The sequence below is a fragment of the Paraherbaspirillum soli genome (genome assembly GCF_042654985.1).
Classification (GTDB): Bacteria; Pseudomonadota; Gammaproteobacteria; order Burkholderiales; family Burkholderiaceae_D; genus Paraherbaspirillum; species Paraherbaspirillum soli.
Genome location: NZ_JBHSMT010000024.1, coordinates 1 through 12,537, shown reverse-complemented (window position 1 = coordinate 12,537; position 12,537 = coordinate 1). Strand labels below are relative to the sequence as shown.

Genomic DNA, 12,537 nt, shown 5'->3' with positions numbered 1-12,537 from the left:
CGCCAGCGTTGATGCCGGCGGACCCTGGATTGGACTTACTGGGCTTTCTTCATGCGCGTGATCGATCCGCTGCTGGCGTCTTCCTTGTAGGCATAAGCCACTTTGCCGTTGCGGATCTCACCCATGACGACCATGTTCAGGTCGATCGCTTCATGGTCGGTCGGCGAGAACGGTTTGTAGTAACGCGAAACGATGGTGGATGTTGTGTGCTGGGTCAAGTTTTCCAGCGCATCCTTGATCTTCGCTCCGTCCTCCGAGTTCGCCTGGAACATCGCCAGCGTAATCAAACGCAGTGCGTCATAGGTTTGAGCAGCGGCCACCGCGGACGGAATGTGGTTGGTCCGGTTGACCTTTCGGTAGGTCAGCGAGAACTGGTTGCTGACCGAACTCAATTCGTTTTCGATGAACGTCACCGAGCTGCGCACGCCTTCCGCTCCTTGGCCGGCCTTGTCGATGAATGTCTGCTGCGACAAGCCCCAAGGCCCGACCATCGGCAGTTTCATCTTCAGTTTTTCCGCGCTCTTCACGACCATCGCGCCCTCGGGGGCGAGGCAGTACATCACGATCGCCTGCGCGCCGCTCTCTTTGGCATGTTGCAGCTGTGTCGTCATGTCTTGATCGCCGACCTTGAAACTCTCCACCACGACCGGCTTGATCCGGCGCCGTGCGAGTTCCGCCAGCATGCTTTGCTTGCCGAACTGGCCATACGGGCTGTCATCATGCAGCAGCGCGATCTTGTCGATCTTGCGGCGGTCGATCACATCGTTGAGGATCACGATCGGCTGTAGGGCGTCGCTGGCGGAAGTGCGGAACACATAGCTGACCGGATAAGCCGGCGGCATGAAGGACTTGGTAATCGTGGCGCCGGTGGCGCCGGTCACGATCAACGGGATCTTGGCTTCCTGGAAAACTTTTGCCGTAGGCAGCGCGACGCCGGTATTGGCCAAACCGACCACCGCGACCACTTTTTCCTTTTCGATCATTTCCTTGGCCATGGCAACCCCGACTTCCGGTTTTGCATGGTCGTCACGCTCGACCAGTTCGATCCGTCGGCCCAGGACCCCGCCCACCTGATTGATGTCGGCAAGAAATACCCGGGCACCGCCTATCATGCTCTGCCCCATGTCGGACGACGGTCCGGTGATAGGACCGATGACGCCGATCTTGATGGGCGGCAGTTCGGCCGATGCGATTCCGCTAAACCCTAATGCTGCCAGACAAACAGTGAAGCCCAACATACTGCGTTTTTGCATTTCATCTCCATGGTAAGTAATAGTTTTTCTGTTTCCACAAGGAAATATACTTGAATGTGATGAAAAAATGCGGAATTTTGATATGCCGAAACAAAAAATTATCGCGTTTGTTGCAAATAGGAAGAATGTCGCCGGCCATCAAGGCGGCTGGATTGGGCCGAAGCGTTAAGCCAAGCGGTTGACGCCGACTCAGTGCGGCTAGTGCGCTGCCGATCCGCGTGCACAGGCTTGCGCGCGCGCCAGCAGCAACTCGCGCTCGCGGACGTTGCGCGTGAGCGCTGCCGCGTGCTCGAACTCCGCCGCTGCCTGGTCGAAGCGGCCGAGCTTTGCCAGCAAGTCGCCGCGCACGCTCGGCAACAAGTGGTAGCCCTTGAGCGACGGCTCCGAGCGCAGCGCATCGACCAGTTCCAGGCCGGCGGCCGGACCGAACGCCATCGCGAGCGCGACTGCCCGATTCAACTCGACGACCGGTGACGGCGCCAACTGGGCCAGCGCATCGTAGAGGGCTGCGATGCGCACCCAGTCGGTCTGTTCCGGGGTAAGCGCACGCGCGTGACAGGCTGCGATCGCGGCCTGCAATGCATACGGGCCGAACGCGCCGCCGAGTTGCTCGGCCCGGGCCAGCGCCGCCAGACCGCGCCGGATCAGCAATTGATCCCAGCGCCCGCGGTCCTGGTCCAGCAACAGTACCGGCACACCAGTCGGGCCGATCCGGGCACGCGTGCGCGAGGCCTGGATTTCCATCAGCGCGACCAGACCATGCACCTCCGGCTCCTGCGACATCAGCTCGGCCAGGATACGCCCTAGCCGCAAGGCCTCTTCGCACAAGGTTGGCCGCATCCAATCGTCGCCGGCAGTGGCCGAATAACCTTCGTTGAAAATCAGGTAGAGCACCTGGAGCACCGAGGACAAGCGATCGGCCAGCTGGTCTGCGCGCGGGACTTCGAACGGGACTTTTGCCTCGCTCAGGGTGCGTTTGGCGCGGACGATGCGCTGGGCGACAGTCGGCTCCGGGATCAGGAAAGCGCGCGCAATCTCGTCGGTCGTCAAGCCGCCCAGCAAGCGCAGCGTGAGCGCCACCCGCGCCTCGGACGGCAGCACCGGATGACAAGCCGTGAATACCAGCCGCAGCAAATCGTCGCCGATGTCATCGTCGATCGCATTGTCGATTGCAGCCTCAAAATCGGCCGCCGCCAACTCTTGCTGGACTTCCAGCTCGCGCCCGAGCTCCTGGTGCTTGCTCTCAAGCAGCTTGCTGTGACGCAGCCGGTCGATCGCGCGATGCTTGGCGGCGGCCATGAGCCAGGCACCCGGGTTGTCCGGAATGCCCGACTCCGGCCAGCGCTCGAGCGCGGTGACCAAAGCGTCCTGCGCCAACTCCTCGGCCAGACCGACATCTCGCAACATCCGCGCCAGAGCGGCAATGATCCTGGCGGACTCGATCCGCCAGACGGCGTCGATCGCACGATGGGTAGCGGAAACCATCACCGCCAGGCAAAGCCCTGCATCAGGCAGCGCTCGATGCAGGTTTTTCGCAGTTAATCATCCACGGTATGCCGAAGCGATCGACCAGCATGCCGAAACGGAGGGCCCAGAAGGTTTCCGTAAGCGGCATTTGCACCGTGCCGTTTTCGGCCAAGGCGTTAAAGATGCGCTCAGCTTCTGCCGGAGTTTCGATACCCAGCGTTACCGAGAAGCCTTTCGGTGCTTCGTACTGATCGGGCGGACAGTCGGAACCCATCAATAGCTTGTCGCCCACAGACATACGCGCATGCATGATCTTGTCCAGCCATTCAGGCGGCGTTTGTGCCTCCATCGATGATCCGCGATGGGGCAGCATGCCAGTGATTTTGCCGCCAAAACATTGCTCGTAGAACTTGAACGCTGCTTCGCATTGGCCGTTGAAAAGAAGATAGGGATTCAATTCCATGGTGGGTCTCCTCTGGTGGGTGATGAACGATTGAACAATCGTTCATTAAAGTTAACGGTGACGCAACGACGAACGCCGCTTATTTACTTTTCGATTACTTCTCAGCGGCGACCTTCAGGTTGGCAAGTCCGGCTTCGAAGTCCTTGCCGATCATGCTGTCCATACTGAAAAATAGACCCATAAGCTTCGCAATGAAAGGCGTGGGGCCGTACATGGCCCAGGTGACGTTGCTCGAGTCGCCTTGGGCATCCAGCGTGAATTCGGCGGTGTTGTGGCCTTCAAACGGCTTGATGAAATCCAGTTTGATCGTGAGCTTGGAGGATGGCGATGACTCCGTGATCTCCATCCGTCCGGCACCGACTTTATTGTCGCCTTGCCACTCATAGACCGCGCCCTTGCCGTTTGCTGCACCGCTGAACGTTCGCTTCATCGCCGGGTCCAGCTTGTCATACGGCGACCACGAACCCCACTGATGGAAGTCGTTGATCAGTGCGAACACCTTCTCTGGCGGCGCCTTGATGCTGGTCGTGCGCTGGACGCGGAAAGTATCCGGCCTGGTCGCAGCAAAGCCGAGCAGTATCGCGAGCAGGACGGCGACGATGAGAGCGATAGTCTTGAGCATTATTTTCTTTCGGTTCGGAATTGAGGTAACTGAGTATTCATTAGCGAGGCGCGATTACGGCTTCGCGCCCAATTGCTTGCCCGATTGCAGAAGGTGCTCGCGCATGCGCTCTTCCTCCTCCCTCAGTTCCGGCGTGAACGCGTCACCGAAGTCCGACGCCTCGTACACCCTGCGCAGTTCCAGCTCGACCTCGCCGCCGCCGTCGAGCGCCGGCCAGCGTTTGACCCATTCGATCGCCTCTTCCTTCGACTTCACTTCTATCATCGTGAAACCGGCGATCAGCTCCTTGGCCTCGGCGAAAGGGCCGTCGATCACGTTCGGCTTGCCTCCCGAAAACTTGATGCGCGCGCCCTTCGCGCTCGGTTGCAGGCCCTCGCCCGCCAGCATGACGCCGGCCTTCACCAGCTCCTCGTTGTATTTCATCATTGCGGCAAGCAACTTCTCGTCCGGGAGAACGCCGGCTTCAGTGTTGTTGTCAGCTTTGCGTATGATCATGAATCGCATCGTAATATCTCCGTTTGGTTACTAGTTAAGAGCCGGGCCTCCGGCCAGTTCTGGCTGGATTCAAACCCTCGCTCTACTGTACGACGAACGAGGAATGCCTAAATCGACAGCCGCAGTATATTTTTTTGGGAAGAATTTGTTAAGCGTCGGCAATATTTATATTGGCGCCGCCTGCTGGCCGGGGTGGTTCCCGACCAGCGCTAATTTTTCGCTTTAATGAGAAAGCTGACCAGCCGAAGCTTTAGCGCTCAACCGCGCGAAAATGCGACACATCGGTTCCATTAACAAAAAACTTACCCTTTTTGATTTCAAAAGTTGACCGGATCGTATCGGCATCGATGCGGATCAGTTGCTTTTGCCTCAAGTCGTCGATGGCTTTAGCGACCATTGAGTCCGACTTCTTATTGACCTCTTCATCGCTGACCGGCTCTTTACCCTGGTGCTCCGACGTCTTGCGCCCCCAAACTCGGGAAATCTCGGTCACCAGCGCCATAGGCACATGTGCTTCGAAACTGCCGGACAGCCTCTTCATGAAATCTTGCTTTTGACTGCCGCGGCCCTGTTTCTCAGCCTTTAACTCGAGATGGCCGCTAAGTCCCGCCCGGAATCCATGGTAAGTAGCGGAAATGTCTTGTATCAGCACGGAGATATCGTGTTTCAACAGTGATTCCATAAATCTCGCGCCTGCCTTTAGCGAGGCCGCGCTACGTTCAGCCATCGTCAAATTGCGCTGCCCCAGTTTCTGTTGATCGGAAACCAATGCAGCAAAGGTCTTGGCGTCCAAATTCGGAAGGCGAAAAGCCACATGTACGGCCTCAACGCTGTCATCGCCCCAACTCACGGACTTGAGCGAAGTATCGACAGTCATATCGAGTAAATTAGCGCGTTGCTGGAGTTCGGACTTGTTGACGATATCTTCGAATTTCAAAGGCAATAGCGCCTCGTCGCCGTCGATTGTCATGCGGGCCAAGCTGATGCTGCCGCTGCCTAACCACACACCAAGCGGACTGCGCCGCTGCTCGGTCTGGTAGCGTAAATCGCTACCGACGATTTGCAAGCGGCTGCCATCGCTGTAATTGAAAGACGGCATTGCGGCAGTCGACTTGGCCTTGGTGAAAGTTTTGTCGAAAGTGACGGTGCCTTTCAGGCTAGCCGAATCGCCTTTAGCCTGGCCGGACTTGTCTTGGTAATGCAGGGCATCGACGCTGAAGTCGACCGCAGTTTCGCCGCTGGCGAGCAATCTGCGTTCAACATGCAAGGGCTTGTCGTTATTGAATAAATTGATGAGCTTTTTCTTGGTAGGCGCGGAGAATTCAAAACGAACCAATTTATCAATATTCCGGCTTATGCCCTTGCCTGATTGGATGACGGTCAACTCAGTGGCGACCGCGGAGTAGGCTTGCCATCCTTCGGAGTCCTGCATCCAGCTCATTTGGTTGGCGCCGGGTGAGGCCGAAAGCGCCTCTGTTTTCGTGCATTCTTCAGAAGTCGCGGCAGACGCGCGCAGAAAAATCGTCGACAGTGCTAAAACTACTATAATTTTCTTCAAAAATAAGTCTCACGGGAAAGTTGTTAGTGCGTTCAAATGTTTTCGCGCGGCAATTATCACTGTAAATACTTACAGGTGCAATGAATACATCTTGCCCAAAATCCACTAAACTCACGCCGTTCAGATATTCCAACCCTCCGGCTCCGCATGCACACCTCCCCCGCAAAACTGCAGCACGCCATTCCGACGGCGACTCATCCTCCTGTAACGACCGTCCCGGCGCTGGAATGTCGCGCCCTGCGCAAGTCCTACGGCCACGGCCGGGTGGTGCTGGCGCATCTCGATTTCGCGTTGGCGGCGGGTGAATACGTGGCGGTGATGGGCGACTCGGGGGTCGGCAAGTCGACTTTGCTGAACCTGATCGCCGGCCTCGACGCTGCCGACGGCGGCGACATATTGATCGACGGCGTGACCATGTCCAGCCTGGACGACGATGCCGCCACGCTGCTGCGGCGGCAAAAACTCGGCTTCATTTTCCAGGCCTTCCATGTGCTGCCGCACCTGACCTTGCAACAGAACGTGGCCTTGCCGCTGTTGCTGAACGACGCCGCGCCGGAGCGCGCGCTGGAACTGTTGGCGGCGGTCGGACTGGGCGGCCGCGGCGGCGACTTTCCGCGCCAGCTGTCGGGCGGCGAAATGCAGCGGGTAGCCATCGCCCGGGCGCTGGTGCATCGCCCCAAATTGATCCTGGCCGACGAACCGACCGGCAACCTCGACCCCGATACCGCGCATGAAGTGCTGACCCTGCTACGCAAGGAAATCAAGGCCAACGGCGCTTCCGCCATCATGGTCACGCACTCGCTGGCCGCCGCCGCCAGCGCCGACCGTATCCTGGTCATGACGAGCGACGGCTTGCACCCGCTGCAAGTCGGCGCGTGAGCATCCGATGATGCAGACTGTCACGCCAGCCCCCTCGGTCAAACCAAGTTCCAGCCCGACCCGGCTGCTGTCGCGCTGGTTGCTGTTCGGCGAGTGGCGCGCTCATCCTGTGCGGGCCTTGGTGGCGATTGCCGCCATCGCGCTCGGGGTCGCCCTCGGCTATGCGGTCGACCTGATCAACGGCGCCGCCTTCAATGAATTCTCCGCCGCCGCCAAGAGCCTGTCCGGACTATCCGACCTGCAAGTGCGCGGCGTCCAGCCGCTGTTCGACGACACCCTGTATCCGCAACTGGCACGCCGCGACGGTGTGGCGCTGGCGAGTCCGGTACTGGAACTGGACGTCACCGTGCCGGGTCAGCGCAGCGCTTTGAAATTGCTCGGCGTCGATGTCTTCAACGCCGCCCGCATCGCCCCCGACCTGATCGGCGTGCCGCAGGCGGACCGTCCGTTCGACACGATGGCCGACGACGCGATCTTCCTGTCGCCGGCGGCGCAAGAATGGCTCAAGGTGCGTCCCGGCCAGCAGTTGGCCTTGCGCAGCGGCACCGGCCTCGTCAACTTGCGGGTCGCCGGCGGACTGGTGCGCGCCCGCGCCGGGCAGCGGATCGCAGTGATGGACATCGGCAGTGCGCAATGGCGCTTTGACCGTATCGGCAAACTGTCGCGGGTCGACCTGAAGCTGGAACGAGGCGTCGATCGCGCCAGCTTCCGGCGCACGCTGCAAGCGCAGATGCGCGGCCGGCTGCTGGTGGAGGAAAGCCAGGACCAGGAGCAGCGCACCGACAATATGTCACGCGCCTACCGCATCAACCTGAATGTGCTGGCGCTGGTGGCGTTGTTCACCGGCGCTTTCCTGGTGTTCTCGACCCAGGCGCTGTCGGTGATCCGGCGCCGTTCGCAGCTGGCGCTGCTGCGCGTGTTGGGGCTGAAGCGCGGCCAGTTGTTGCGCCAGATTCTGCTGGAAGGCGGCCTGCTTGGCGCGCTCGGATCGTTGCTGGGGCTGGCGCTAGGCTACGCGATGGCGGCCGCGGCGCTGCATTTTTTCGGCGGCGACCTGGGCGGCGGTTATTTCCGCGGCGTGCAACCGCAGGTGCAGTTCGACGCCCCGGCAGCGCTAGTCTTTTTTGTGCTCGGCAGCGGCATCGCCCTGCTCGGCAGTTTGGCGCCGGCGCTCGAAGCTGCTAGGGCACGACCGGCCGCGGCACTCAAATCCGGCAGCGAAGAAGGCGCACTGGCGCACCTGGCGACGCCGTGGCCGGCGCTGGCCTGCCTGCTGGTCGGCTTGTTGCTGACGCAATTGCCGCCATTATTCGAGTTGCCGATCTTCGGTTATCTGGCGGTGGCCTTGCTGCTGATCGGCGGCATAGCGCTGATGCCGCGCGTCTCGGCCATGGTGTTTGCGGCGGCGCAAAGACTGATCGCACGCCGCCGCAGCGGCCTCATCACGACGCTGGCGCTGGCGCGGCTGGCCAACGTGCCGGGCCATGCTTCGATCGCCTTGGGCGGCGTGCTGTCGAGCTTCAGCCTGATCGTGGCGATGGCGATCATGGTGTCGAGTTTCCGGATCTCGGTCGACGACTGGCTGACGCACCTGCTGTCGGCCGACCTGTACGTGCGCTCGGCCACCAGCGGCGAGACCGGAGCCATGCGGCGGGCCGAGCAAGCCATGCTGGCGGCGGTGCCGGGTGTGGCGCACGCCGATTTCCTGCATACCTCCAGCTTGACGCTCGATCCCGCGCGCCCGGCGGTGACACTGATTGCACGCGAGATCGATGCTGTCGATCCGGCGCGCACGCTGCCGCTGACGGGCAAACAGCTTGAGCCTGCTGCACTCCCCCCGGACGCGCTGCCGGTCTGGGTCTCGGAAGCGATGGTCGATCTATACGGCTATCGGCTCGCACAACGGGTTCAACTACCTATCGGCGCACAGAACCAGTCGTTCGTCGTGGCCGGTATCTGGCGCGATTATGCGCGGCAAACCGGGACCATTCAGTTGCGCCTGGCCGACTATCGCCGTCTGACCGGCGATGCCGAAGCTACCGATGCCGCGCTGACCTTGCAGCCGGACGCCAGGCCGAGCGCGGTGATTGCCGCCATGCGGGCCCTGCCCTTCGGCGACGCACTGGAGTTTGCCCAGGTGGGCGACATCCGCGCACGTACCTTGACCATTTTCGATCGCAGCTTTGCCGTCACCTATTTGCTGGAATTGGTTGCGATCGTGATCGGGCTGTTCGGCGTCGCGGCCACCTTCTCGGCGCAAACGCTGGCACGCACTCGCGAGTTCGGCATGCTGCGCCATGTCGGCGTCAGCCGCCGCCAGATCCTGGCGATGCTGGCGCTCGAGGGCGGCTTGTTGACCGCGGCCGGGATGGTGGTCGGATTCGTTCTGGGCTGGGCCATCAGCCTAATCCTGGTATTCATCGTCAATCCGCAGTCGTTCCACTGGACCATGCAGCTGCACATGCCGTGGCGCGGGCTGGGCCTGGTCGCGCTGCTGTTGCTGCTGTCCGCCGGCGCCACCGCCGTGCTGTCGGGGCTGAGGGCGGTGTCGATTGATGCGGTGCGCGCGGTGCGGGAGGATTGGTGATGCTGAAGATATTTCGATGCTGGCTGCTGGCCTGCTTGGCTGTGCCGTTATTGACGTTGGCGGCCGCGCCCCAATTCGCGCAAGTGACGCCGGATCGGGCGGTGACGCTGCCGCAAGACAGCGGCGCGCATCCCGATTTTCGCACCGAATGGTGGTATGCCACCGGCTGGCTCAACACTCCGGACGGCAAGCCGCTCGGCTTCCAGATCACCTTCTTCCGCTCGGCCACCGAACATGATCGGGCCAATCCGAGCGCCTTCGCGCCTACCCAGTTGATCATCGCCCACGCGGCGCTGTCCGATCCCGGCCTGGGCAAACTCTTGCACGATCAAAAAAGCGCCCGCGCCGGATTCGGCCTGGCCTACGCCAAGCAAGGCAACACCGATGTCGCGCTGGAAAATTGGCGGCTGGTGCGCGATCCGGACGGCAGTTACCAGGCCAGCATCGCCGCCGCCGATTTCACGCTCAGGCTGACGTTGACACCAACCCAGCAGCCGCTGCTGCAAGGCCGGGACGGCTACTCGCGCAAGGGTCCGCAGCCGGCGCAAGCCAGCTACTACTACAGCGAACCGCAATTGCAGGTCAGCGGCAAGGTCACGCGCAGCGGCCGTCAGGACGCCCAGAGTGTCAGCGGCAGCGCCTGGCTAGATCACGAATGGTCGACCAGCGTACTGGATGCCGATGCCGCCGGCTGGGACTGGCTAGGCGCCAACCTGGACGACGGCTCGGCCTTGATGGCATTCCAGATTCGCAAGCGCAGCGGCGCCAAGCTATGGGCCCACGCCGCGCTGCGCGACGCCAAAGGCAACATCACGCAGTTCGCGCCCGATCAGGTCACTTTCACCCCGCAGCGCAGCTGGCGCTCGCCGCGCACCGATGCCACCTATCCGGTGCAATCGGCGCTGCGCACCGGCGCTGTCGAATGGCTGCTAACCCCATTGCAGGACGACCAGGAACTCGACTCGCGGCAATCGACCGGCTCGGTATATTGGGAAGGTGCGGTGACGGTCAGCCGCGACGGCAAGCGTGCTGGACGCGGTTATTTTGAATTGACCGGTTATGTGAAACCATTGAAATTCTGACTTTCAACAAAACACTAGTCGCCCTCTATGCCATCTCCTCAACTGTATCGCGCGGAATATTCACGACGCATAAACCGCGTCCTCGATTACATCGACCGGCATCTGGACACGCCGCTCGATCTGGATGAGTTGGCCGTCGTCGCCAATTTTTCGCGCTACCATTTTCATCGGGTGTTTGCGGCGTGGATGGGTGAAACGCTGGGCGACTACGCGCGCCGCCGCAGACTCGAATGCGGAGCCATCAAACTGGCCCAGCGTCCCGACATCCCGATACTGGAGATTGCGCTGGCGACCGGTTTCGGTTCCGGCGAAGCGTTTTCCCGTGCGTTCAAGCTCAAGTTCGGTTGCACTCCTAGCGCCTGGCGCGCCGATACAGAACAGCGCCGGGCAACGCAGTTGGCGGCAATGCGCGCCAGAAGCGCAGAACGGCAGAGCAATCCGGATCAGGCCGATAGCAATTCCGATCAGGCGCTGGGCACAGCTTTCGACAATCATGAAGTCTCGCAACAACCTAACGGAGAGATCAACATGAACGTACGGATTATCGATTTACCAGAGGTGAAGGTGGCTTACCAAAGACATATCGGTCCCTATGGCGCACCGGTCAGCGCATTCTGGGCCGAGACCTTCAAGCCCTGGCTGCAGGCCAATGCATTGGACGACCAGACCTGCTACGGCATCGGTCACGACGACCCCAGTCTGACGCCGCCGGAAAAGTGCCGGTATGACGCCTGCGTCGAAGTGCCGGACAGCTTTCAAGCCACCGGCAAAGCCAACCTGACCACCTTGCCCGGCGGCCGCTACGCAGTAGCGCAATTCAAGGGCACAGTGCCCGCCATCGGCGACGCCTGGACCGAGATGCTGCGTGAATGGCTGCCTTCCAGTGGCATGCAGTTCGATGCCCGGCCCTGCTTTGAACGCTACTCGAAAGACGCCAGTTTTGACCCGAAGACCGGCGAATTCGAATGCGAGCTATGCATCCCGGTCAGGCCGCTTTAAGCTGCCGGTCTTTTCGGGTTCATGTGACGCTTAAGCGTTAATCTCGGCGGACGCCTCCGGCGTCCGCCGCTTCATCCTTGTGGTGGAGCGAAGGAGGATCGAACTCCCGACCTCTGCGTTGCGAACGCAGCGCTCTCCCAAACTGAGCTATCGCCCCACTGATTTTTCATTCTAGTAACAATCAGCTCGCACCGCCAGCGCTCAAGCTGGAGACGAATTACCGCCTGCCTCGACACACGGGACCATCTGTGCAGCACGATCGCTGATGCTATGCGCGAATTCAATGGCAAGAACCGAAGTGTCCCGCGCTCGCACGAGAACTATCATCCGGTTCTTTGAGGAGAACTAGCATGTCATTTCGTATTCTTGGGCTAACGCCCGAACAATTCCGTCCGTTGTTTGCCATGACCGACCTTGCGCTTAAGCAGTTGGGTGCTGTGCGCCTCATCGCTGATGGCCAGCGCATTCCATGCCGCGTGAGCATGGAGCACGCCATTCCCGGCGAAGAGATCCTTCTTCTCAACTTCGAACACCAGCCAGCCAACACGCCGTACCGTGCCGCCCATGCCATTTACGTCCGCAAAGGAGCGGATAAAACCTTCAAGGTTGTCGATACGGTTCCAGAATTGCTGGCCTCGCGGCTCCTGTCGGTCCGCGCGTTCGATGGCGGGCACATGATGATAGAAGCTGAAGTCTGTGAAGGCATTGACGCCGCGAAAATGTTCGAGCAGTTGCTCGCGAACCCTCAAACCAGCTACCTGCATGTGCACATCGCAAGGCGTGGTTGCTATCTGGCACGGGTTGAGCGTGGTTGAGCAAGAGGCAGGCAACAAGCCAGTCCTTGTTGACTGGCTTTTTTGTTTTGGATGTATTGATGGTTGCTCACTTGGTCGATGTATTAGAGCGGGGTCGTCGTCGCCTCCCGGTCCATGTATCGACACGGACGGGCCGGTTTGCGGTATTGGATGGGAGTGTTGCAAGGTAAAGGCTACTGGGCAGGAAGGCTGGGTAGCGGTGGTGTCCGGCATCAGAGGCCAGTATCGATGGCGGGGTGTAAAGTTGCAACGCAAAGTCGAAGCCCCAAAGCAAAAACCCTCCCCGAATGCTCGGGGAGGGTTTTCTAATAAAAGCC

The 12,537-nt window shown here is 60.5% G+C and carries 11 protein-coding genes and 1 tRNA gene; 5 read left to right on the top strand and 7 right to left on the bottom strand.

The features are described from left to right. Nucleotides 1–35: 35 nt before the first annotated feature. The 6 genes from ACFPM8_RS13170 to ACFPM8_RS13145 all read right to left on the bottom strand — a co-directional run bounded on the left by ACFPM8_RS13170 (nucleotide 36) and on the right by ACFPM8_RS13145 (nucleotide 5,858). Nucleotides 36–1,253, bottom strand: coding sequence for an ABC transporter substrate-binding protein (locus ACFPM8_RS13170; protein WP_378998014.1), 1,218 nt, complete (start codon nucleotides 1,251–1,253; stop codon nucleotides 36–38). 198 nt (nucleotides 1,254–1,451) lie between these two features. Further along, nucleotides 1,452–2,738: an RNA polymerase sigma factor gene (locus ACFPM8_RS13165; protein WP_378998013.1), complete on the bottom strand. Its 1,287-nt coding sequence runs from the start codon at nucleotides 2,736–2,738 to the stop codon at nucleotides 1,452–1,454. Between the two features lie 22 nt (nucleotides 2,739–2,760). Beyond that, nucleotides 2,761–3,183 carry a VOC family protein gene (locus tag ACFPM8_RS13160; RefSeq protein WP_378998012.1) on the bottom strand — a complete coding sequence of 141 codons (423 nt, stop codon included), beginning with the start codon at nucleotides 3,181–3,183 and terminating at the stop codon, nucleotides 2,761–2,763. Nucleotides 3,184–3,277: 94 nt separating this feature from the next. Beyond that, complete coding sequence (locus tag ACFPM8_RS13155) at nucleotides 3,278–3,805, bottom strand: SRPBCC family protein (protein ID WP_378998011.1); 528 nt, start codon at nucleotides 3,803–3,805, stop codon at nucleotides 3,278–3,280. A gap of 54 nt (nucleotides 3,806–3,859) precedes the next feature. Continuing rightward, nucleotides 3,860–4,309, bottom strand: coding sequence for a YciI family protein (locus tag ACFPM8_RS13150; protein WP_378998010.1), 450 nt, complete (start codon nucleotides 4,307–4,309; stop codon nucleotides 3,860–3,862). Nucleotides 4,310–4,550: 241 nt separating this feature from the next. Continuing rightward, nucleotides 4,551–5,858: a DUF945 family protein gene (locus ACFPM8_RS13145; protein ID WP_378998009.1), complete on the bottom strand. Its 1,308-nt coding sequence runs from the start codon at nucleotides 5,856–5,858 to the stop codon at nucleotides 4,551–4,553. Between the two features lie 147 nt (nucleotides 5,859–6,005). On the opposite strand from ACFPM8_RS13145, the gene ACFPM8_RS13140 reads away from it, so the two are divergent. From ACFPM8_RS13140 to ACFPM8_RS13125, 4 genes are read left to right on the top strand one after another with little or no spacing between them, the layout of a single operon-like run. Beyond that, on the top strand, nucleotides 6,006–6,737 hold the full coding sequence (locus ACFPM8_RS13140) for an ABC transporter ATP-binding protein (protein WP_378998008.1): 732 nt from the start codon (nucleotides 6,006–6,008) through the stop codon (nucleotides 6,735–6,737). 7 nt (nucleotides 6,738–6,744) lie between these two features. Further along, the gene (locus ACFPM8_RS13135; protein ID WP_378998007.1) at nucleotides 6,745–9,324 is read left to right on the top strand and encodes an ABC transporter permease; all 2,580 of its coding nucleotides are present in this window, start codon (nucleotides 6,745–6,747) and stop codon (nucleotides 9,322–9,324) included. Next, complete coding sequence (locus ACFPM8_RS13130; protein ID WP_378998006.1) at nucleotides 9,324–10,406, top strand: lipocalin-like domain-containing protein; 1,083 nt, start codon at nucleotides 9,324–9,326, stop codon at nucleotides 10,404–10,406. The genes ACFPM8_RS13135 and ACFPM8_RS13130 overlap by 1 nt, the downstream gene beginning before the upstream one ends. Before the next feature lie 27 nt (nucleotides 10,407–10,433). Next, nucleotides 10,434–11,405: an AraC family transcriptional regulator gene (locus ACFPM8_RS13125; protein WP_378998005.1), complete on the top strand. Its 972-nt coding sequence runs from the start codon at nucleotides 10,434–10,436 to the stop codon at nucleotides 11,403–11,405. 80 nt (nucleotides 11,406–11,485) lie between these two features. On the opposite strand, the gene ACFPM8_RS13120 is transcribed toward ACFPM8_RS13125, so the two are convergent. Beyond that, nucleotides 11,486–11,562, bottom strand: a tRNA-Ala gene (locus ACFPM8_RS13120). Between the two features lie 193 nt (nucleotides 11,563–11,755). On the opposite strand from ACFPM8_RS13120, the gene ACFPM8_RS13115 reads away from it, so the two are divergent. Next, nucleotides 11,756–12,220: a DUF1203 domain-containing protein gene (locus ACFPM8_RS13115; RefSeq protein WP_378998004.1), complete on the top strand. Its 465-nt coding sequence runs from the start codon at nucleotides 11,756–11,758 to the stop codon at nucleotides 12,218–12,220. The last annotated feature ends 317 nt before the right edge of the window (nucleotides 12,221–12,537 follow it).

Excerpts from the sequence above, each read along its gene's own strand:
- ACFPM8_RS13170 (WP_378998014.1), bottom strand. The coding sequence starts at position 1,253 with ATGCAAAAACGCAGTATGTTGGGCTTCACTGTTTGTCTGGCAGCATTA.
- ACFPM8_RS13115 (WP_378998004.1), top strand. The coding sequence starts at position 11,756 with ATGTCATTTCGTATTCTTGGGCTAACGCCCGAACAATTCCGTCCGTTG.
- ACFPM8_RS13140 (WP_378998008.1), top strand. The coding sequence starts at position 6,006 with ATGCACACCTCCCCCGCAAAACTGCAGCACGCCATTCCGACGGCGACT.
- ACFPM8_RS13150 (WP_378998010.1), bottom strand. The coding sequence starts at position 4,309 with ATGCGATTCATGATCATACGCAAAGCTGACAACAACACTGAAGCCGGC.
- ACFPM8_RS13165 (WP_378998013.1), bottom strand. The coding sequence starts at position 2,738 with ATGGTTTCCGCTACCCATCGTGCGATCGACGCCGTCTGGCGGATCGAG.
- ACFPM8_RS13160 (WP_378998012.1), bottom strand. The coding sequence starts at position 3,183 with ATGGAATTGAATCCCTATCTTCTTTTCAACGGCCAATGCGAAGCAGCG.
- ACFPM8_RS13135 (WP_378998007.1), top strand. The coding sequence starts at position 6,745 with ATGATGCAGACTGTCACGCCAGCCCCCTCGGTCAAACCAAGTTCCAGC.
- ACFPM8_RS13155 (WP_378998011.1), bottom strand. The coding sequence starts at position 3,805 with ATGCTCAAGACTATCGCTCTCATCGTCGCCGTCCTGCTCGCGATACTG.
- ACFPM8_RS13125 (WP_378998005.1), top strand. The coding sequence starts at position 10,434 with ATGCCATCTCCTCAACTGTATCGCGCGGAATATTCACGACGCATAAAC.
- ACFPM8_RS13130 (WP_378998006.1), top strand. The coding sequence starts at position 9,324 with ATGCTGAAGATATTTCGATGCTGGCTGCTGGCCTGCTTGGCTGTGCCG.